General features: G+C 72.1%; 13 protein-coding genes, 1 pseudogene and 1 riboswitch. Of the genes and pseudogenes, 3 read left to right on the top strand and 11 right to left on the bottom strand.

Annotation, left to right across the window (positions count from 1 at the left end; all coding sequences use genetic code 11):
• Positions 1-8: 8 nt before the first annotated feature.
• The 11 genes and pseudogenes from BLW17_RS12320 to BLW17_RS18650 all read right to left on the bottom strand — a co-directional run.
• Positions 9-1,466 (bottom strand): NAD-dependent succinate-semialdehyde dehydrogenase, encoded by a 1,458-nt coding sequence (locus tag BLW17_RS12320; protein WP_036735595.1) that lies wholly within the window; start codon positions 1,464-1,466, stop codon positions 9-11.
• Entirely contained in the window at positions 1,463-2,551 is a 1,089-nt protein-coding gene (doeB, locus tag BLW17_RS12315) for a N(2)-acetyl-L-2,4-diaminobutanoate deacetylase DoeB (protein ID WP_052176558.1), read from the bottom strand. Before doeB ends, BLW17_RS12320 begins: the two co-directional genes overlap by 4 nt.
• Positions 2,552-2,555: 4 nt before the next feature.
• The gene (doeA, locus tag BLW17_RS12310; RefSeq protein WP_036735592.1) at positions 2,556-3,737 is read right to left on the bottom strand and encodes an ectoine hydrolase DoeA; all 1,182 of its coding nucleotides are present in this window, start codon (positions 3,735-3,737) and stop codon (positions 2,556-2,558) included.
• 24 nt (positions 3,738-3,761) lie between these two features.
• Positions 3,762-4,541, bottom strand: coding sequence for an aspartate racemase/maleate isomerase family protein (locus BLW17_RS12305; RefSeq protein WP_052176557.1), 780 nt, complete (start codon positions 4,539-4,541; stop codon positions 3,762-3,764).
• The gene (ehuD, locus tag BLW17_RS18655; RefSeq protein WP_231572829.1) at positions 4,538-5,848 is read right to left on the bottom strand and encodes an ectoine/hydroxyectoine ABC transporter permease subunit EhuD; all 1,311 of its coding nucleotides are present in this window, start codon (positions 5,846-5,848) and stop codon (positions 4,538-4,540) included. The genes BLW17_RS12305 and ehuD overlap by 4 nt, the downstream gene beginning before the upstream one ends.
• A 167-nt stretch (positions 5,849-6,015) precedes the next feature.
• Complete coding sequence (gene ehuB, locus BLW17_RS12290) at positions 6,016-6,855, bottom strand: ectoine/hydroxyectoine ABC transporter substrate-binding protein EhuB (RefSeq protein ID WP_052176636.1); 840 nt, start codon at positions 6,853-6,855, stop codon at positions 6,016-6,018.
• Positions 6,856-6,883: 28 nt separating this feature from the next.
• Complete coding sequence (ehuA, locus tag BLW17_RS12285; RefSeq protein ID WP_036703565.1) at positions 6,884-7,669, bottom strand: ectoine/hydroxyectoine ABC transporter ATP-binding protein EhuA; 786 nt, start codon at positions 7,667-7,669, stop codon at positions 6,884-6,886.
• Positions 7,670-7,759: 90 nt separating this feature from the next.
• Complete coding sequence (ehuR, locus tag BLW17_RS12280; RefSeq protein WP_036703566.1) at positions 7,760-9,142, bottom strand: MocR-like ectoine utilization transcription factor EhuR; 1,383 nt, start codon at positions 9,140-9,142, stop codon at positions 7,760-7,762.
• A gap of 139 nt (positions 9,143-9,281) precedes the next feature.
• Positions 9,282-10,448 (bottom strand): methionine adenosyltransferase, encoded by a 1,167-nt coding sequence (metK, locus tag BLW17_RS12275; RefSeq protein WP_036736412.1) that lies wholly within the window; start codon positions 10,446-10,448, stop codon positions 9,282-9,284.
• A 3-nt stretch (positions 10,449-10,451) separates the two neighbouring features.
• Positions 10,452-10,502, bottom strand: a riboswitch (SAM-SAH riboswitch).
• Between the two features lie 32 nt (positions 10,503-10,534).
• Positions 10,535-12,148 (bottom strand): apolipoprotein N-acyltransferase, encoded by a 1,614-nt coding sequence (gene lnt / locus BLW17_RS12270; RefSeq protein WP_083388370.1) that lies wholly within the window; start codon positions 12,146-12,148, stop codon positions 10,535-10,537.
• A 742-nt stretch (positions 12,149-12,890) separates the two neighbouring features.
• Positions 12,891-14,558: pseudogene (locus BLW17_RS18650) on the bottom strand (DEAD/DEAH box helicase); the annotation flags it as partial.
• A gap of 178 nt (positions 14,559-14,736) precedes the next feature.
• Between BLW17_RS18650 and BLW17_RS12260 the strand changes: the two are divergent.
• The 3 genes from BLW17_RS12260 to BLW17_RS12250 all read left to right on the top strand — a co-directional run bounded on the left by BLW17_RS12260 (position 14,737) and on the right by BLW17_RS12250 (position 19,776).
• On the top strand, positions 14,737-16,617 hold the full coding sequence (locus tag BLW17_RS12260; RefSeq protein WP_081969162.1) for a cation:proton antiporter: 1,881 nt from the start codon (positions 14,737-14,739) through the stop codon (positions 16,615-16,617).
• 111 nt (positions 16,618-16,728) lie between these two features.
• Positions 16,729-18,474: an arginine--tRNA ligase gene (gene argS / locus BLW17_RS12255; protein WP_036734365.1), complete on the top strand. Its 1,746-nt coding sequence runs from the start codon at positions 16,729-16,731 to the stop codon at positions 18,472-18,474.
• 105 nt (positions 18,475-18,579) lie between these two features.
• Positions 18,580-19,776 (top strand): SPOR domain-containing protein, encoded by a 1,197-nt coding sequence (locus BLW17_RS12250; protein WP_036734368.1) that lies wholly within the window; start codon positions 18,580-18,582, stop codon positions 19,774-19,776.
• Positions 19,777-19,822: the final 46 nt, after the last annotated feature.

Below are 19,822 nucleotides of genomic sequence, written 5' to 3'. Positions count from 1 at the left end.
TGGTCCTCCTAACCGTCCGACCAGTCGCGGCAGACGTATTTGATGTCGGTGAAGGCCTCGAGCCCGTGGCGCGAGCCTTCGCGCCCGAGGCCGGACTGCTTCATCCCGCCGAAGGGGATGGGCGGGCCGGTGACCTTGGTGCGGTTGACCGCGACCATGCCGAAGTCGAGCGCCCGGGTCAGGCGATAGATCCGGCGCGGGTCCTGGCTGTGCAGATAGGCCACCAGCCCGTATTCGGTGTCGTTGGCGATCCGCACCGCCTCGTCCTCGGTGTCGAAGGGGGCGAGGGCCGCGACCGGGCCGAAGGTCTCCTCATGGAAGATCAGCGCGTCGGGCGGCACGTCGGCCAGCACCGTCGCCGGGTAGAAAAGCGGCCCCTGCGGATCCCGCGCACCGCCGCAGAGTAGCCGCGCCCCGCGGGTGAGCGCGTCGGCGACCTGCGCCTCCTGCTTGGCCACGGCGGCCTCGTTCATCAAGGGCCCGAGGTCGCAATCCGCCATCCCCGGTCCCAGCGTCAGCGCCCGGGCGCGGGCGGTGAAGGCGGTGCAGAAGGCGTCATAGACCGGGCGCTCGATCAGGAAGCGGTTGGCGCCGAGGCAATCCTGCCCCGAGGTGGCGAACTTGGCCTTGATCGCCTCGGCCACCGCAAGCTCCTGATCGGCCTCGGCGAAGACAAGGAAGGGCGCGTGCCCGCCGAGTTCGAGCACCAGCCGCTTCACGGTATCCGCGGACTGGCGGTAGATGAGCCGCCCGATCTCGGTCGAGCCGGTGAAGCTGAGCGCCCGGACCCGCGGCGCCGCGGACCATGCGCCGACGATCTCGGCCGCGTCTCCGGGAATGACGTTGAAGAGCCCCGGCGGAAACCCCGCGCGCTGCGCCAGTTCGGCGAGCGCCAGCGCCGAAAGCGGGGTCTGGGCCGAGGGGTGAGCCACGACCGTGCAGCCCGCCGCCAGCGCCGCGGCCGCCTTGCGGGTCAGCATCGCGGCGGGGAAGTTCCAGGGCGTGACCAGCGCCGCCACCCCCACGGGCTCGCGCCACAGCTCCATCTCGGCCGTGGCAAGATGCGAGGTGACGCTTTCGATGTTCGGGCGGCGCGCCTCTTCGGCGTAGAACTCGACGAAGCTCGCGGCATAGTCGATCTCGCCCCGCGCCTCTGACAGAGGCTTGCCCTGCTCGGCCACCATGATGAGGGCGAGGTCCTCGCGGTGCGCGGTGATCTGGTCGAACCAGCGCCGCAGCAAGGTCGCGCGGGTCTGCGGCAGCGCCCAGGCCCAGTCGTCGAAGGCGCGATGGGCGGCCTCGACCGCGGTGCGGGCCGCGTCGGCATCGAGCCGGGCGACGTCGGCCACGCGCGAGCCGGTCGCGGGGTCGGTGACGGGGAAGCTCTGCGGGGCGCCCTGCCAGCGTCCGTCCAGCAACCCCTCACGCCGCAGAAGGGTCGGGTCACTCAGCGCGAGCGCGGTCATGGCACCACCCCCTCGAGCTCGCGCGGGCCCGGACCCTCGAGCTGCGAGGCGTCGGCGACCTCGACCGCGAGGACCGCGACGCAGTCGCCGGGCTTGACGATTCCGGGGACGTGGCGCGCGCAGAGCACGCCCGCCCGCGCCGCCGTCAGCTCGGAGGGGGCGACGCCGGTGCGGCCCAGCGGCCACAGCCGCGCCACCGGGTCGCCGGCGGCCACGCTGTCGCCCAGATCGGCCAGGAACTCGACCAGCCCGCCGTCCTCGGCGAAGACGAAGCAGTCCGCGTCGGGCATGTCGAGCCAGCGGGTCGGCGGCAGCGGCGCGGGCGCGGGAGCGCCCGGGCCGCGGGTCACCCCGGCGGCGGCCAGCACCCGGCGCAGACCCTCGCGCGCGATCCGAACCGTGCGCGCCGTCGCAGTCCCGCCGCCCCCCAGCTCGGTCGTGACGAATACCTTGCCCATCTCTTCGGCGGCGGTGTCATACATCCCGATCGCGTCAATCTCGAGCATCCGCACGCTGAACGGCGCGGCGAAGGCGCGCACCAGCGCGAAGGCCCGTTCCTCTTGCGCGCGCACCTCGGGCCCCTCGCCGGGCAGGATGTGGGCCGCGCAGAACGGCAGGAAATCCAGCGTCTTGCCGCCTGAATGGAAGTCGAGCACCACGTCCGCCAGCGGCAGCAGCACCCGCTGGAAGTAGTCCGCGATCTTTTCGGTCACGCTGCCGTCCGGGCGGCCCGGAAAGCTGCGGTTGAGGTTGCCGCGGTCGATGGGTGAGGTCCGGGTGCCGGCCAGGAACGCGGGATAGTTCATCGCCGGGACGATGATGACCCGGCCCACCACCTCATCGGGGCGCAATGTCTGCGCGAGGTCGAAGAGCGCCAGCGGCCCCTCGTATTCGTCGCCGTGGTTGGCGCCGGTCAACAGCGCCGTCGGCCCCTCGCCGCCGCGGATCACGGTGATCGGGATCACGACCGACCCCCAGGCGCTGTCGTCGCGGCTATAGGGCAGGCGCAGGAACCCGTGCTGAACGCCCGGCCGGTCGTAATCGACCGTGGCCAGCACCGGAGAGGGGCGGAGCGTCGCCTCCATCGCCCTAGTCCTTGACGAAGAGCTGGCGCGGGACGTTGGCCAGCAGCTCGGGCGCGCCCTCGGTGATCACCAGGCTCTCGGTGATCTCAAGCCCCATGTCGTCCGACCAGAGCCCGGTCATGAAGTGGAAGGTCATGCCGGGTTCCAGCACGGTCCGGTCGCCGGGGCGCAGCGACATCGTGCGCTCGCCCCAGTCGGGCGGATAGCTGACCCCGATCGGATAGCCGGTGCGGCCGTCCTTGGTGATGCCATGCTTCTTCAGGACGGCGTAGAAGGCCCCGGCGAACTCCTCGCAGGTGTTGCCGGCGCGGGCGGCCTCGAGCCCGGCCTCCATCCCCTCGAGCACGGCCTTTTCGCCCTCGACGAAGACCTGCGGCGGCTTGCCGAGGAACACGGTGCGCGACAGCGGGCAGTGATAGCGGTGATGGCAGCCGGCGATCTCGAAGAAGGTGCCTTCGCCTGCGCGCATCGGCCGGTCGTCCCAGGTCAGGTGGGCCGCCGCCGCCTCGCGCCCCGAGGGCAGCAGCGGCACGATGGCCGGGTAGTCGCCGCCCGCTCCGGGGACGCCGCGGACGCCGGTGGCCATGATCTCGGCCACGAGGTCGTTCTTGCGGATGCCCGGCGCCACCACCTCGAGGATGCGGGCGTGCATCGCGGTGACTATCTCGCCGGCCTTGCGCATGTAGTCGAGTTCGGTGGGCGACTTGACCGCCCGCTGCCAGTTCACGAGGCCGGTCGTGTCGCTCAGCCGCGCGTCCGGCAGCCCGGCCGCCAGCGCCGCATGGCTGCGCGCGGTGTACCAGTAGTTGTCCATCTCGACCCCGACCCTGGGCCGCCCCCAGCCGCGGTCGGTCAGGATCTGCGCCAAGAGCTCCATCGGGTGCTTGGCGGGGTTCATCACGTAGTCGTCGGGATAGCCGATGATCGACTCCTCACCGATCCAGGCGGTGAAGCGCGCGCCGACCGCGTCCATGCCCCGGCCGAAGAACAGCGGCTCGCCGTGCGGGGGGACGATCACGCATTGCGGGACGTAGAAGGACCAGCCGTCATAGCCGGTCAGCCAGTTCATGTTCGAGGGGTCGGTGACGACCAGCAGCTCGACCCCGGCCGACTCCATCGCGCGGCGAGTCTTGTCGAGGCGGGCGGCGTATTCGGCACGGGAGAAGTTCAGCGGGATGTCGGGCATGGGGCACCTGGGGTTGGGGCGCGGTCAGGGCGTTGTCGGGTAGGTGTCGTTGAGGGGCAGGGTCATCAGCCGCCCCGGGGCGGCCGCGCCTGCGTGGCCGCAGAGCCGCAGCGCGGCCCAGGCGGTGGCGAGGTTGGCGGTGACGACCGGGACGCCCGCAGAGGCCTCGAGCGCCTCGACCCACGCCGCGGCGCGGACCGCGGTGCAGGCGACGAACAGGGCCGCGGACCCGGGTGCGGTGGCGCGGGCGGCGGCCTCGACGAGGGTCGCGCGGCTCAGCCGGGCCATGTCGCGGTCGTCGGTCAGACCAAGGCCGGTGACGGCGTCGAGAGAGACGCCCCCGGCCTCGAGGCAGCCCGCCATCGCCGCCGTCGTGTCGTCGTCATAGGGGGTGAGCAGGCTCACTCGCCGGGCGCCGAGGGCGTCGAAGGCCGCAAAGGCGGCCGAAATCGGGGTGATCGCCCGCGCCCCCGGCTTGCCCGCGCCAAGCGCCGCCCGCACCGCGGCGTCCCCGATCCCGACCGAGGCCGAGGTGCAGGAATAGACCACCGCGTCAAGCGCCTCGCCCGGCAGGATCAGCGCCGCGGCGGCGGTGATATCGGGGGCCATCGCGGCAAGGCTTTCTGCCGTGACGGGGTTCGCAAAGGGGATGCGGGTGGCATAGACGCCGATCCCCTGCGGGGCGACGATGCGGGCATAATCCGGCTCGGTCGTGTGGTCGGTGGCCAGCACCACCAGCCCCACCCGGGCCCGCATCGGCCGGTCGTCGAGCGTCACGCCCCCGCCCAACCCCGCGCCGCTCATGCGCGCCTCGCATAGCGGCGCTCGAGCCAGCGCAGGATCGCCACCGAGATCAGGCTGATGACGAGGAAGAACACCCCCACCAGCGTCATCGGCTCGACATAGCGATACGAGAAGTTGGCGGCCGAGCGCGCCTGGTTCATCAGTTCCAGCACGGTGATCGCCGACAGCAGCGGCGTTTCCTTGAACATCGCCAGCAGATAGTTGGCCATCGCCGGGATCATCGGCGGCAGCGCCTGCGGCAGGATGACGTGGACCCAGGTCTGGCGGGCGGTCAGGTTTGTGGCGCGGGCGGCCTCCCACTGGCCGCGGGGGACGGCCTCGATGCCGCCGCGATAGACCTCGGCCGCATAGGTCGCATAGTGCAGCCCCATGCCCAGCACGCCCGCAGCCAGCGCGGGCAGGCGGATGCCGATGTCGGGCAGCACGTAGAAGATGAAATAGAGCTGCACCAGCAGCGGCGTGCCCCGGATGAACTGCACGACGAAGGCGGTGGGCCGGGCGATCCAGCGGTTCGGCGAACGGCGCAGGATCGCGAAGACCAGCCCCAGCACCGCCGCCACCGCCGCGCCGAGGATCGTGGCGAGGATGGTGATGCGGACCCCGGCGAGAAGCTGGGGCATGATCGACCATGCGAAGGACCAGTCCCAATCCATCAGCGCACCCCGTCCAGCCCGCGGGTGACGCCGCTCGAGCGCGCCCACGGCCGCGGCGATCGTCATCGAGAGCGCGAAATAGATCACCAGCACGGTCACGAAGGGGATCAGCGTGTTGCCGGTCTGCGAGCGCACGACCTGGGCCTGGAAGGTCATGTCCGAGAGCGAGATGAGCGACACGACCGAGGTCGCCTTGAGCAGCTCGATGGCGTTGTTGCCGAAGGTCGGCACCATCAGCGGCAGCGCCTGGGGCAGGATGACGTGCCGCATCCGCTGCCAGCGCGTGAGGTTGAGGGCCGTCGTCGCCTCATACTGGTCGCGCGGGACTGACAGGATCGCGCCGCGCACCACCTCGGCCCCGTAGGCCCCGACGTTCAGCCCGAGGGCCATCACCCCCGCCTGCATCGGGGTCAAGGTGACGCCAGTCAGCGGCAGCACGAAGTAGATCCAGAACAGCTGGACGAAGATCGAGGTGCCGCGGAAGAACTCGATGTAGGCGGTGGCGAGCCAGCGGACGGCGGCGTGCCGGGACAGGCGGCCCAGGCCGGCGAGGAAGGCGAACACCAGCGCCACCGCGGCGCCCATCACGGTCAGCCTGACCGTGACCCAGGCGCCGTCGAGGATCAGCGTCAGATAGCCTGCCCAGTCGCCCATGGGGATACGGTCCGCCTGTTGGAAGCCAAGGGGTCACCCGGGGCCACGGGTCAGCCGCGGCCCATCGGGCGGGGATCGGGGCCGGGGGCGCACTTGCCCCGTGGCCGGTGGGGGCGGGGACGCCCCGCTGGCCCCGGACCGTCAGCGCCACGGCCCGGGCGCGCGCGTCACTGCGGCGCGGCGCACTGCTTGTCGCGGGTCGTCGACAGCGCGGCCTGGGCCGAGAAGCCGTAGGGCTCGACGATCTTCGCGAACTCGCCCGACTCCTTCAGCTTCGCCAGCTCGACGTCGAAGGCGTCGCGCAGGGCGGCGTCGTTGCGGTTGAACGCCACGCCGTCGCACGAGACCGGCGCCCCCTCGACCGGCGCGATCAGGTCGACGCTGCCCTCGCCGCCTTTCTTCATCAGGTCGCTCATCGACAGCACCGGCAGCGAATAGGCGTCAAGCCGGCCGTCCTGCAGCATCTTCAGCCCCGACTGCGGGTCCGGCACCACGATTACCCGGTCTCGCGGCACGCCCGCCTCGAGCGCCAGCTTCTCCTCGGTGCCGCCGCCGGGCGCGCCGATGCGGGCGCCGTCGGCCGCGGCGATGTCGGCGTAGGACTTGAAGCCCTTGGGGTTGCCCTTGGCGACCAGCATCGCCTCGGCGTCGCAGAGCACGGGCTCGGAATAGGCGACCGCGGCGCAGCGCTCGGGCTTCATGAACAGCCCGGCGGCGATGGCGTCCACGCGGCCCGCCTGCAGGCTCGGGATCATTGCGCCGTACTCGATCACCTGCGCGCCGAGCGAATCGACGCCGAGTTTCTGGAACACCGCGCGGGCCACGTCAGGCGCCGCGCCCGAGACGGCGCCATCGGGGGCGATGGCGGTGAAGGGCGGCTCATTGCCGATGGCGATCGTGACCTTGCCGGCCGATTTCAGGTCGTCGAGCTTGTCGGCCGCGGCGAGCGTCGGCGCCGCAAGGACCGGGACGGCGATGGCGAACGCCGCGAGGATACTGGCTTTCATGGTCGCATCTCTCTCCTGTTGGGGGGCATCACACGCGGTGACCCGCGGCGATGATCTTGCGCAGGAAGGTTCTGGTGCGCTCCTGCGTGGGATTGGTGAAAAGCTGCTCGGGCGGGCCCTGCTCGCAGATCCGGCCGCCGTCGAAGAACAGCACCCGGTCGGCGAACTCGCGCGCGAAGCCCATCTCGTGGGTCACGAGCAGCATGGTCATGTCGGTCTCGGCGGCGAGCCGCTTCATCACCTCGAGCACCTCCTCGACCAGCTCGGGGTCGAGGGCCGAGGTGACCTCGTCGAAGAGCATGATCTGCGGGTTGAGCGCCAGCGCACGGGCGATCGCCACGCGCTGCTTCTGTCCGCCCGACAGCTGCGCCGGCATCGCCGATGCCTTGTCCGACAGCCCGACCATCTCGAGCAGCTCGCGGGCGCGCGCCTCGGCGGCCGGGCGCGTCTCGCCCTTGGTCAGGATCGGGGCGAGGGTGATGTTGTCGAGCACCGACTTGTGCGGGAACAGGTTGAAGTGCTGGAAGACCATGCCGATATGGCGGCGCATCCTGTGCAGATGGGCCTCGTCGGCGGGCACCTCGGCCCCGCCCCGGCGCATGTGGAACAGCGGCTCACCGCAGATCTCGATGCGCCCGCCCGAGATCGTTTCGAGCGTCATGAGGATGCGCAGGATGGTCGTCTTCCCAGATCCGGATGGCCCGATCAGCGCCAGTTTCTCGCCGCGCGCCACGTCGAACGACAAGCCGTCGATGACGGTCAGCGCGCCGAACGACTTTCTGAGATTCTCGACCCGGATGACTGGCTGGTCCATGGCCCCCGCACCAAAGTTCGGCCCAGCATCGGCGCCACCTCAAATCATGTCAATCGACAATATTGTAGCATGACAATATGAGCCGGGTCGTCAGACCAGCGGCAGGATCGGCTCGTCCGACTCGGCGAGCAGCTCGGCCACGGTGGCGAGGCCGCGGCTCAGATCGTCGCGGCTCGGCGGACCCAGTGCGATGCGCAACGCCCCCGGTCCGGGCTGCCCGCCGATGCGGAACGACTGGCTCGAGGCAACCGCGACGCCGCGCCGGTGCGCCATGGCGACGAACTCCTCCTCCCGGATGCCGGCCGGCAGCTCGAGCCAGAGGTGCAGCGCCTGGGCGTGGGACCGGCACAGGCCCTCCGGCAGCACCGCGCGGGCGATGGCGTGCCGTTCGGCCAGCGCCTGGCGCTGCCAGCCGATCAGCCCGGTCATGGTCCCGTCGGCGATCCAGCGGCCGAGTAGCTCGACCATGATCGGCGTCGCCATCCAGTTCGTCACGAGGTGGCGGTTGGCGGCTGCGCGCGCGAGCCGCTCGGGCAGCGTCAGATAGGCCACCCGCAGCCCCGGCAGGCTGATCTTGGTGAAGCCGTTGATGTGCAGCACCCGCTCAGGCGCCAGCGCCGCGTAGGGCGTCGGGCGGTCGGTCAGAAGCTGGTTCAGGATGTCGTTCTCGATCAGCGCGAGGTTGTGGCGCCGGGCGATGGCCACGATCTCGGCCCGCCGGTCGGCCGGCGACAGCACGCCCCGCGGGTTGATGGCCGCGGGCTGCAGGTAGAGCGCCGACAGCCCCTTGGTCCGGGCCGCCTGCTCGAGCGCGGCCGGCACGATCCCGTGGTCGTCCAGCGGCAGTGGCTCGAGGTGCAGGCCGAGATAGCGGGTCAGGGGTTGCAGCAGGTGGTGGGTCAGCTCGGCCGCGGCGAGCGTCCCGCCGGGCGGCACGGCCGTCATCACCGCCGTGGTGATCGCCGGCGTCGCGCCATCGGTGATCACGATCTGCTCGGGCGCGACGTCGATCCCGCCACGCGCCAGCCACGCGGCGGCGGTCTTGAGATGCTCAGGCATCACCGAGGTCGGCCGGAACGACAGCGCCGCCTGCGGCGGCAGGTTCTCGGCCAGCCAGGCCAGCCCCTCACGCATCTTCTGAAGATGCAGCGCGTCGGTAACGGGCTTGAGGATCGACAGATCCACCACCCCGCCGGTCCGCCGGTTCAGATAGGGCGCGGGCGCCTCGGCCGACTGCGGCAGCACGAAGGTGCCGCGCCCGACCTCGCCCGCGATCATGCCGCGGCGGCCCAGCTCATCATAGGCGCGCGACACGGTCTGCAGCGAAACGCCGAGCCGGTCCGCCAGCGCGCGCTGCGGCGGCAGCCGTGTTCCCGCACCCAGCCGCCCCGTCTGGATGGCCTGGGTGAACTGCTCTGCCAGCGAAAGGTAGACAGGACGGGCCAGCCGCTGGGGATCGGGATGCCATTGCATGAAGGAACGCCGTCGTGAAGGATCATGTCAATCATAGCCGACGCGGCGATATTGTCATGCTATTTGCGACAGGCGGGTGACAGAGAAAACGCCCGCCGGATGGGACCGGCGGGCGCATCATTTCCCAATCGCTGAAAGGTCAGACCGCGCCCTTCAGCGCCTCGACCAGGTCCGTGCGTTCCCAGCTGAAGCCGCCGTCCGCCTCGGGCGCGCGGCCGAAGTGGCCGTAGGCGGCGGTGCGGCGGTAGATCGGGCGGTTCAGGTTCAGGTGGTCGCGGATGCCCGTGGGCTTGAGGTCCATCACCGCCCGCACCGCGCGCTCGATCTCGGCATTCGGGATCTCGCCGGTGCCGAAGGTGTCGGCATAGATCGACAGCGGCTCGGCCACGCCGATCGCATAGGACAGCTGGATCACGCAGCGCTTCGCCAGCCCCGCCGCAACCACGTTCTTGGCCAGATAGCGCGCCGCATAGGCCGCCGAGCGGTCCACCTTGGTCGCGTCCTTGCCCGAGAACGCCCCGCCGCCATGCGGGGCCGCGCCGCCGTAGGTGTCCACGATGATCTTGCGCCCGGTCAGCCCGGCGTCCCCGTCCGGCCCGCCGATCACGAACTTGCCGGTCGGGTTGACGTGCCACACCGTCTCTTCGGTCAGCCAGCCTTCGGGCAGGACCTCGCGGACATAGGGCTCGACGATGGCGCGGATGTCGTCCGAGGTCTGGAACTCGTCGTGGTGCTGGTGGCTGACGACGATCTGGGTCACGCCCACCGGCTTGCCGTTTTCGTAGCGCACCGACAGCTGCGACTTGGCGTCGGGACCGAGCGTCGGCTGCTCACCCGACTTCCGCGCCTCGGCCAGGCGGCGCAGGATCGCGTGGGCATACTGGATCGGCGCCGGCATCAACTCGGGCGTCTCGTCCACGGCATAGCCGAACATGATCCCCTGGTCGCCGGCGCCGTCCTTGTCCACGCCCTGTGCGATATGCGCCGACTGCTGGTGCAGGAAGTTCAGGACGTGGCAGGTGTTCCAGTGGAACTTCTCCTGCTCGTAGCCAATGTCCTTGATCACCCCGCGGGCGATTTCGGGGATGCGGCCCATCATCGAGGTGAGCCGGGCCTTGTCCCGCAGCCCGATTTCACCGCCGATGACCACCATGCCTGAGGTGGCAAAGGCCTCGCATGCCACCCGGGCCTGCTCTTCCTCGGTCAAGAGCGCGTCGAGGACGGCGTCCGAGATCTGGTCGCACAATTTGTCGGGGTGCCCCTCGGAGACGGACTCCGAGGTGAAGACATAATTCTGACGGGACATGATTGCTCCATTGGGTCAGGGCCGCGCCACGCCAGGAAGCCGTTGTGGGGGCCGAAGCCCGCAGCTACGCCAACCGCGCGGCGGCGTCAACGGCCGCTGCGGGCCCGCCGCGGACGGCGGGCGATGAGCCCCGCGAGCGCCAGCCCCAGCAGCGCCAGCAGCGGCGCGTCGCCCCAGCGCCACCAGAGCGTCGGGGGCAGCGCCCCCGGCAGGCGCGCGTCGAGCACGCCGGCCCCGTTCAGCGCCAGCCGGTCGCGCACCCGCCCCTGTGCATCGATCACCGCCGAGACGCCGGTGTTGGCCGCGCGCAGCAGCGGCAGCCCGGTCTGGATGGCGCGCAGCCTCGCTTGCGCGAGATGCTGGTAGGGGCCCGACCAGCTGCCGAACCAGGCGTCGTTCGTCACCTGCAAGAGCCACGCGGGCCGCTCACCCGCCCACCGTGGCGGGCGGGCGAGGTCGCGCTCGAAGATCGTCTCGTAGCAGATCATCGGCTGCACCGGCGGCAGACCGGCGAGGGTCAGCACCGTCGGCCCCGTTCCGCGCGCATAGCCGTTGCCCGCCTGCGCGGCGAAGGCCGAGACGCCGAAGCGCGCCAGCGCGTCGCCCCAGGGGATGTATTCGCCGAAGGGGACGAGGTGGAACTTGTCGTAGACCGGGCCGATGCTGCCTTCGGCGGTGAACTCGGCGAGGCTGTTGTACCAGCGAGCCCCGTCGCCGCGCTGGATGCCGGCGAGGACCGGGGCGCCGGCGGCGGCGGCGATCTCGGGCAGGAAGGGGTCCGCCTCGTTCAGAAGGAACGGAACCGAGGTTTCGGGCCAGACCACCGCCGCGGGGCGACCGCCGCCCAGGCGCGGATCGACGGGCAGGGCGCTGAGCTCGAGCAGCCGGGCGTAGAACACCGGCGCCCATTCGGGGGTCCATTTCAGCGTCTGGTCGGCGTTGGGCTGGACGAGCCGGATCACCGCGGAGTGGTCGGGCGGCAGCGGCTGCGCGAGCCGCGCGAGCCCGGCAACCCAAGCCGCGGCGACCAGCATCGCGGCGAGCGTCGTACCGCGCACCCAGGCCCGCCAGCGGGGACGGGCGGGCGTCCAGCCCCAGGCAGGCAGCGCTGCAGCGGCGAGCGTCAGCGCCGACAGACCCAGCGCACCGCCCCAGGCCGCGAGCTGGCCCGCGGGGGTGTCGATCCAGATGTGGCCGCTGAGCGCCCAGGGAAAGCCGGTGAAGATCCAGCCGCGCAGCCAGTCCGAGAGGACCAGCCCCAGCGCCAGAGCCAGCGCCCGCGTCCGCCGGTCGTGACCGAGCGGGTGCAGCGCCGCAGCCGGGATGGCCCAGAACAGCCCGCCGCCAAGCGCCATCAGCACCAGCGCGAAGGGCGCCATCCAGCCGTAGATCTCGGCCTCGACGAGGAAGGGCTGGGTGATCCAGAAGAGCGCGAGGGCGAAATGCCCCGCGCCGCCCGCCAGCGCCCGCAGGAACGCCGCGCGGGCCGAGGGGGCGCCGCCGATCCGCCAGAGCAGCGCGGCGAGTGCGATCAGCGTGACCGGCCACAGGCCCCACGGCGCTTGTCCCAGCGCCGCCGCCACCCCCAGACCGACGTCGAGCGCGAGCCGCGCGGGCGCGGGCAGGGGGCGGGAGGGCAAAACCCCGCGCGCCCGCGGGGCGGGGGGCAGGGGCCTCGGGTCGTGCGGGCGGCCGCTCATGGCCGGGTCCGGGCGGCGCGGATCACTCCGCGCCGGCGACGGTCCCCGAGGTGGCCTCGGCCACCGGCGCGGCGGCGGGCGCGGCGTCGTCGGAAGCGTCGGCCTTGGCCTTGGTCGCCCGCGGCTTGTGCGGGGCGCGCGGCTTGCGGGGCTTCGGCGCGGGCTTCGCGTCAGCCTCGGCGTCCGCTTCGGCGCCGGTCTCGGTGCTGCCGTCGGTCTCGCCCTCTTGCGCGGCGCGTTCCTCGGGCAGCGCGTCGGGAGCGGGGTCGGCGGTCACGGGCGCAGGCTCGGCGGTCTCCGCCGGGGTCGCCTCGGCCTCGCGGGCCTCGCGCTCTTCCGGCAGCTCGGCGGCGGGCTTGCGGCGCGTGCGGGTGCGGCGCGGCTTGGCCGGTGCCTCCGGCGCGGCGTCGGCAGCCTCGGGCGCGGGGGTTTCGGTGACGGCTTCGACCGTCGCCTCGGCGGTCACCTCAGCGGGCGTCGCCTCGGGGCTGGTCTCGTGGACCGGCGCCTCGGCAGCGCCCTCGGCCTCGCGGTTGGAGTCGGACGCGGCGTCGCTGCCCCGACCACGTCCGCGACCGCGGCGCGAGCGGCTGCGGGGCGCGGCCTCGTCGCCCTCGGACCGGGCCGGGCGCTCGGCGGGCTGGGCCTCGCTGCGGGTGTCGTCGCCGGTCCGCTCGGCGCCTGCGGCTTCGGCGCGCGCCGAGGCGGCCGAGCGGGCGTCGGTGATGGCGATGGCCTCGGCGAAGCTGGTGGTCAGGAACTCGGGGACGTGATCGCCCATGCCCAGCACCGCCGGGCCGCGGTCGCGGTCGCGGTAACGCTCGCGCCGGTCGTCGCGCCGATCATCCTTGCGCTCGTCCCGACGCTCGTCGCGGCGGTCGCCGTTGCGATCCTCGCGGCGGTCGCCGTTGCGGTCCGCCGCGCGGTCGTTGCGGCGGTCGCCGTTACGTTCGCCGCGCTCGCCCGAGCGGCGCTCGCCCCGATCCTCGCCACGGCGCTCGTCCGTGCGGCGGTCCTCCGTGCGGCGGTCGTCGCCACGGCGGTCGTCGCTGGCGCGCTCATCGCGGCGTTCGTCACGGCGCGGCTCGGGGCTCGCCGCGACCTCGATGGCCTCGGGCAGCGCCTCGACCTCGGCCGCGGGCTTCGCGGCCGCCTCGCTGCGCCGGCCGCGGGTGCGGACCCGGCTGCCGGCGCGGGGGCCGCGCTCGCGCTCGCTCCGCTCGCGGGGGGCGGATTGCGCCGCCTCGGACAGGCTGAACCCCTCGGGCTTCTCGGCCCGGGGCAGGGACTGCTTCACCAGGTTCTCGATCGCGGCCAGATACTTCTCGTCCGCCGGCGTCGCGATCGAGATCGCGGTCCCGAGCCGCCCGGCCCGGCCGGTGCGGCCGATGCGGTGGACGTAATCCTCGGCGTGGCTCGGCAGGTCGAAGTTCACCACATGGCTCACCGCCGGGATGTCGAGCCCGCGCGCCGCGACGTCCGAGGCCACGAGGAACCGCAGCGTGCCGTCGCGGAACCCGTCCAGCGTCGCCATCCGCACCCGCTGGTCCAGGTCGCCGTGGATCGGCGCCGCGTCATAGCCGTGCTTCTTGAGCGACTTCGCCACCACGTCGACCTCGGTCTTGCGGTTGCAGAAGATGATCGCGTTCTTCAGCCCCTCGCCCTCGGCGTCGATCAGCGCCCGCAGCAGCTCGCGCTTCTGCTTGGCGCTCTGGTCCTTGCGGGTGGGCGTCAGCTCGACGAGCTTCTGGGTGATCGTCTCGCTGGTGGTGGCCTGGCGCGCGACCTCGATCCGCACCGGGGCGTTCAGGAAGGTGTTGGTGATCCGCTCGATCTCGGGCGCCATGGTGGCCGAGAAGAACAGCGTCTGCCGGGTCAGCGCCGGGGTGAGCTGGAAGATCCGCTCGATGTCAGGGATGAACCCCATGTCGAGCATCCGGTCGGCCTCGTCCACGACCATGATCTGCACGCCGGTGAGCAGCAGCTTGCCGCGCTCGAAATGGTCGAGCAGGCGGCCGGGGGTGGCGATCAGCACGTCCACGCCGCGGTCGATCAGCTTGTCCTGCTCGCCGAACGAGACGCCGCCGATCAGCAGCGCCTTGGTCAGCCGCGTGTGGCTGGCGTAGGTGTCGAAGTTCTCGGCCACCTGGGCGGCGAGTTCGCGCGTCGGGCACAGCACCAGGCTGCGCGGCATCCGCGCGCGGGCGCGGCCACGGCCGAGCAGGGTGATCATCGGCAGGGTGAAGGACGCGGTCTTGCCGGTCCCGGTCTGGGCGATGCCCAGCACGTCGCGCCCCTCGAGCGCCGGGGGAATCGCCCCGAGCTGGATGGGGGTAGGGGTCTCGTAGCCCGCCTCGGCCACAGCCTTGAGCACCTTGGGGTCGAGCTTGAGATCGGAAAACTTGGTCATCGGGGTCTTTCGGTTGAGTATCGTCGCGGTCCGACGCGCCATTCGGGCGCGGTCACGGGACGCGGCTCATCCATGCGCCCCTCGGCTTGCCCGCCGGACGCGGGCTTGCGGCCCCTAGCGCAAAACCGGCACAAGGTCAATTCCGGCGCCGAGTCGTCGCAAGAGGGAAACAGGCCGGATGGCGACACCGACGACGGGACTGAGCGCGATGGAGGCCTTTGCCGTGATCGGCGTGGCCGGGGTCGGCGCGCAATGGCTGGCGTGGCGGCTGCGGATGCCCGCGATCGTGCTGATGCTGACCGCGGGGCTCCTCCTCGGGCCGGTCACGGGCATCCTCGTGCCCGCCCGCGACATCGGCCCGCTGATCGCGCCGATGGTGTCGCTCGCCGTGTCGGTGATCCTGTTCGAGGGCGGGCTGACCCTCAACTTCCACCGCCTCGCGGATGCGCGCCCGGCGGTGCGGCGGCTGGTCTATGTCGGCGCGCCGCTCGGCTGGCTGCTCTCCACGCTGGCGCTGATCTGGATCGGCGGGCTGAGCTGGAAGGCGTCGCTCGTCTTCGGCGGGATCATGATCGTCACCGGCCCCACCGTGATCGCGCCGCTTCTGCGGCAGGCCAAGCTCGTTACCCGCCCCGCCCAGGTCCTGCAGTGGGAGGGGATCGTCAACGACCCCATCGGCGCGCTCGCCGCGGCGCTGGCCATGCAGATCGTGCTGGTCGCCAACGCCGGGCTCTTCTGGGGCCAGGCGCTCGCCCGCGTGGTGCCGGGCGTGCTGGCCGCCTGCCTGATCGGCATCGCCGCCGGCTGGGCCATCGTGCAGGCGTTCCGCCGCCACATCGTGCCCGAATACATGAAGGTGCCGGTGCTGTTCGTCACCGTCATCGGCGCCTTCACGGCGGCCGACTCGATCCTGCACGAATCCGGGCTGCTGGCGGTGACGCTGATGGGGCTGATCGTGGCGAACGCGAACCTGCCGTCCTACACCGAGCTTTACCGCTTCAAGGAACAAGCGACGGTGCTGCTCGTCTCGGGCGTGTTCATCATCCTGGCCGCGGGGATCCAGTTCTCGCAGCTCACCCAGCTGTCGTGGCGCGCGGTCCTGCTGATCGCGGCGGTGATCCTGCTGGTGCGGCCGGCGACCGTGATGCTGTCGCTGATCGGCACCAACCTGCCGATGAAAGAGCGGCTGCTCATCGCCTTCACCGGCCCGCGCGGGGTGGTGCTGGTCGCCGTCTCGGGGATCTTCGCCGAGCGGCTGGTGGCCGAGGGCGTGCCCGACGGCGGGATGGTCGCGCCGCTGGCCTTCTGCCTCGTGCTGGCCACGGTGATCCTGCACGGCTTCACCCTCGGGCCGCTGGCGCGGCGGCTGGGGCTGACCTCGGGCGACACGCCCGGGGTGATGATCGTCGGCGGCTCGCCCTTCGCCACCGGCCTCGCCCAGGCGCTGATCAAGGAGGGGGTCGAGGTGCTCGTCACCGACCCCAACCGCGACCACCTGCGCTCGGCCCGCACGGCCGGGGTGCCCACCTATTACGGCGACGTGCTGGGCGAGGCGGCCGAGACGAACGTCGAGTTCCTCGCCTACACTTACGTCGTCGCGGCCTCGGACAACGACGCCTACAACACGCTGGTGGCGACCGACCTCGCGCCCGATTTCGGCCGAGAGGTGATCTGGCAGGTCGCGCGCGAGAACGACGACCGGCCGCGCCACAGCCTGCCCAGCCAGCTGCGCGGGCAGGGGTTCGGCGGCGGGCTGACGCTGGCGCGGCTGAACGAGATGCTGGCCGAGGGCTGGGTGTTCCGCACCACCCGGCTGACCGAGGAATACGGGGTCGAGGAGTGGCGCGCGGCCCGGCCGGGCGCCGTCCCGCTGGTGACGCTCGACGACGAGGCCGACCGGATCGTGATGGTCTCGGACCCCGAACGCATCCCCGACCAGCCCGGGCTTCGGATCGTGTCGCTGATCCCGCCGGAACTCGCCGCCCGCATCCGCGCCGCGGCCAACGACACCCGGCTGCAGCGCGCCGCCGACGACAACGCCGACGCGCTGGACGTCTGACGGCCCTGCCCGCGGCTGGCCCGCTGCGGCGGGGGCCGCCCGCGGTGGCGGGCGGTTGCGGTGGCGGGGCGGCTTCGCTATCGCAGGGTCAAGCTGCATTCCGAGTGATCCATGAACCTCTTCGCCGACATCCGCGCCCTTGTCCTCGACGCGCTCACCGCCATGACCGACGCGGGCGAGCTGCCCGCTGGGCTCAGCTTCGACGCCGTGGCGGTCGAGCCGCCGCGCGATCCGGCGCATGGCGACATGGCGACCAACGCCGCGATGGTGCTGGCCAAGCCCGCCGCGAAGAAGCCGCGCGAGATCGCCGAGGCGCTGGCCGCCCGGCTGGGCACCGACCCGCGGATCGAGGCCGCCGAGGTCGCCGGCCCGGGGTTCCTGAACCTGCGCCTCGCGCCCGCGCTCTGGCGCGAGGTGATGGCTGCGGCGCTGGCCGCACCGGCCGATTTCGGGCGCGTGCCGCAGGGCGCGGGCGAGCGGATCAACATCGAGTTCGTGAGCGCCAACCCGACCGGCCCGATGCACGTCGGCCACATGCGCGGCGCGGTCTTCGGCGACGCGCTGGCCAGCCTGCTGGGCTTCGCCGGCCACGAGGTCACGCGCGAATACTACGTCAACGACGGCGGCGCGCAGGTCGACGTGCTCGCCCGCTCGGCCTATGAGCGCTACCGCGAGGCCCACGGGCTCGAGCCGCAGATCGCCGAGGGGCTCTATCCCGGCGACTACCTGATCCCGGTGGGCGAGGCGCTCAAGGCGCGGTTCGGCGACAGCCTGCTCGACAAGCCCGAGGCTGAGTGGCTGGCCGAGGTGCGCGAGGTCGCGACCGAGGCGATGATGGAGACGATCCGCGCCGACCTCGCCCTGCTGGGCGTCGAGATGGACGTGTTCTCGTCGGAAAAGGCGCTCTACGGCACCGGCCGGATCGAGGCGGCCATCGCCCGGCTCGAAAGCGCCGGGCTGATCTACGAGGGCACGCTCGAGCCCCCCAAGGGCAAGCTGCCCGAGGACTGGGAGGCGCGCGAGCAGACGCTGTTCCGCTCGACCGCGTTCGGGGACGACGTGGACCGGCCGGTGAAGAAATCGGACGGCGCCTGGACCTATTTCGCCCCCGACATCGCCTATCACTGGGACAAGATCGACCGCGGCTACGACCAACTCATCAACGTCTTCGGCGCCGACCACGGCGGCTACGTCAAGCGGCTGACGGCGGTGGTGCACGCGCTCTCGAACGGGCGGGTGCCGCTCGACATCAAGCTGATCCAGCTCGTGCGGCTGTTCAAGAACGGCGAGCCGTTCAAGATGTCCAAGCGCGCCGGCACCTTCGTCACCCTGCGCGACGTGGTCGAGCAGGCGGGCCGCGACGTGACCCGCTTCCACATGCTGACCCGCAAGAACGACGCACCGCTCGACTTCGACTTCGACAAGGTGCTCGAGCAGTCCAAGGACAACCCGGTGTGGTACGTCCAGTATGCCAGCGCCCGGATCAACTCGGTCCTGCGCCGCGCGGCCGAGATGGGCGTGGACACCTCGGACGCGGCGCTCGCCGCCGCGGACCTGTCGCAGCTCACCCATCCCGCGCAGCTCGCGCTGATGCGCAAGCTCGCCGAGTGGCCGCGCACGGTCGAGATCGCGGCCCGCGCGCATGAGCCGCACCGGGTGGCCTTCTTCCTCTACGAGCTCGCCTCGGACCTGCACGGCTTCTGGAACCGCGGCAACGACGAGGTTGAGCTGCGCTTCGTCACCGAGGGTGACCCGTCTGCAACAGCCGCGAAAATTGCGCTTGCCCGTGCGGTCGGCGTTGTCATTTCGGCGGGCTTGGGTATCTTGGGCGTGACTCCGGCGACGGAAATGCGCTGAGGGCCCCGGTCAGAGCACCGGGGCACGAGATAACGGCGCAGCCTGTCGGGGCACGAGCAGTGAACGACGACCGGGACCACCCGGCGGACAGGCAGGAACACGACGATGACGGTGCTGGATTTCCGCTCGGGCGGATACGCGGATGCGCGTGACGGGCAGCTGTCCGATGACGCGCCGGGCCACGCGACCCACTGGCATGGCGCCCGCCACGGCGAGCCCGCGCCCGAATGGCACCCCGACTGGCACGACGACGACTGGGACGCCACCCGCTACGCCGCCGCCGGCAGCGCCGCGCGGCTCTCGGACCGCGAGGGCGTGCTGGGCCGGGTGGCGCGGCTGACGCATTACCTCGGCGCGCTCGTCTCGGTCGGGCTGATGGTCGGGCTGGCCGTCTGGGGCTACCAGCTCATCGTCCGCGACGTCTCGGGCGTCCCGGTGATCCGCGCGGTCGAGGGCGAGGCCCGCACCGCCCCCGACGAGCCGGGCGGCGAGCTGACCGACCGCACCGGGCTGGCGGTGAACACCGTCGCCGGCGGCGGCAACGCCAAGGCCGCCGAGAAGGTGGCGATCGCCCCCGCGCCGACCGCGCTCGACGGGCAGGACGTGGCGATGGGCGAACTCGGCGCCACCGCCCAGAACCCCACCGTGACGAGCGAAGCGGTCGAGGCCCCGGCGCCCGCCGCCATCGCCCTCACGGACAGCGAGGCCGCGCGCCTCGCCGCCGAACAGCAGGCCGCCGTGCCCGCGGTCGCCCCACTCGAGGCCGACAGCGTCGCCGCCTCGGCCGCCGTCACCGACGTGGCCGGGCTGCCGACCCAGGACACCGCCATCACCGCCGCGCTGGCCGAGGCCGGGGCCGCCCCGGCGGTCACCACGCCGACCCGGCCGCTGCCGCGCCCGCGCCGCATCGCCGCGGCGAGCCAGGTGCCGGTCGCCAACGACGCCGCGCCGCTGGCCGCCGTCGCCCCCGAGGGGCCGGCGAGCGCCGAGGCGGCCACCCCGGACGCCGCCGAGCCGCCCGCCGCGGCCGTCGCCCAGGCCGTGGTCAAGTCCGGCGCGCCGCTGGTCCAGATCGGCGCCTTCGACTCGGGCGCCATCGCCGAAAGCGAATGGAGCCGCGTGTCGGGCCGCTACGGCGACCTGTTCTCGGGCAAGTCGCCGCTGGTGCAGGAGCACAAGGCCGGCGGGCGCACGTTCTACCGCCTGCGCGTGGCCGGGTTCGAGACGCGCGACGAGGCGCGCAAGTTCTGCGCCGCGCTGATCGCCGCCGGCACCGACTGCATCCCCGCGGCGGCGAAGTGAGCCTGACGCCTGCGAATCCCGCCCCGCCCCCCTCGGGCGGGGCGTT

This window comes from Paracoccus sanguinis, assembly GCF_900106665.1.
Taxonomy (GTDB): domain Bacteria; phylum Pseudomonadota; class Alphaproteobacteria; order Rhodobacterales; family Rhodobacteraceae; genus Paracoccus; species Paracoccus panacisoli.
Note: the sequence above shows the minus strand (reverse complement) of the source record. Positions and strands in the feature narration are given on the sequence as shown.

Coding starts and splice junctions, on each gene's coding strand:
- BLW17_RS12320 (WP_036735595.1), bottom strand. CDS start 1,466: ATGACCGCGCTCGCGCTGAGTGACCCGACCCTTCTGCGGCGTGAGGGG.
- BLW17_RS12305 (WP_052176557.1), bottom strand. CDS start 4,541: ATGAGCGGCGCGGGGTTGGGCGGGGGCGTGACGCTCGACGACCGGCCG.
- doeB (WP_052176558.1), bottom strand. CDS start 2,551: ATGGAGGCGACGCTCCGCCCCTCTCCGGTGCTGGCCACGGTCGATTAC.
- doeA (WP_036735592.1), bottom strand. CDS start 3,737: ATGCCCGACATCCCGCTGAACTTCTCCCGTGCCGAATACGCCGCCCGC.
- argS (WP_036734365.1), top strand. CDS start 16,729: ATGAACCTCTTCGCCGACATCCGCGCCCTTGTCCTCGACGCGCTCACC.
- ehuB (WP_052176636.1), bottom strand. CDS start 6,855: ATGAAAGCCAGTATCCTCGCGGCGTTCGCCATCGCCGTCCCGGTCCTT.
- metK (WP_036736412.1), bottom strand. CDS start 10,448: ATGTCCCGTCAGAATTATGTCTTCACCTCGGAGTCCGTCTCCGAGGGG.
- lnt (WP_083388370.1), bottom strand. CDS start 12,148: ATGAGCGGCCGCCCGCACGACCCGAGGCCCCTGCCCCCCGCCCCGCGG.
- BLW17_RS12260 (WP_081969162.1), top strand. CDS start 14,737: ATGGCGACACCGACGACGGGACTGAGCGCGATGGAGGCCTTTGCCGTG.
- ehuR (WP_036703566.1), bottom strand. CDS start 9,142: ATGCAATGGCATCCCGATCCCCAGCGGCTGGCCCGTCCTGTCTACCTT.
- ehuA (WP_036703565.1), bottom strand. CDS start 7,669: ATGGACCAGCCAGTCATCCGGGTCGAGAATCTCAGAAAGTCGTTCGGC.
- BLW17_RS12250 (WP_036734368.1), top strand. CDS start 18,580: ATGACGGTGCTGGATTTCCGCTCGGGCGGATACGCGGATGCGCGTGAC.
- ehuD (WP_231572829.1), bottom strand. CDS start 5,848: ATGGGCGACTGGGCAGGCTATCTGACGCTGATCCTCGACGGCGCCTGG.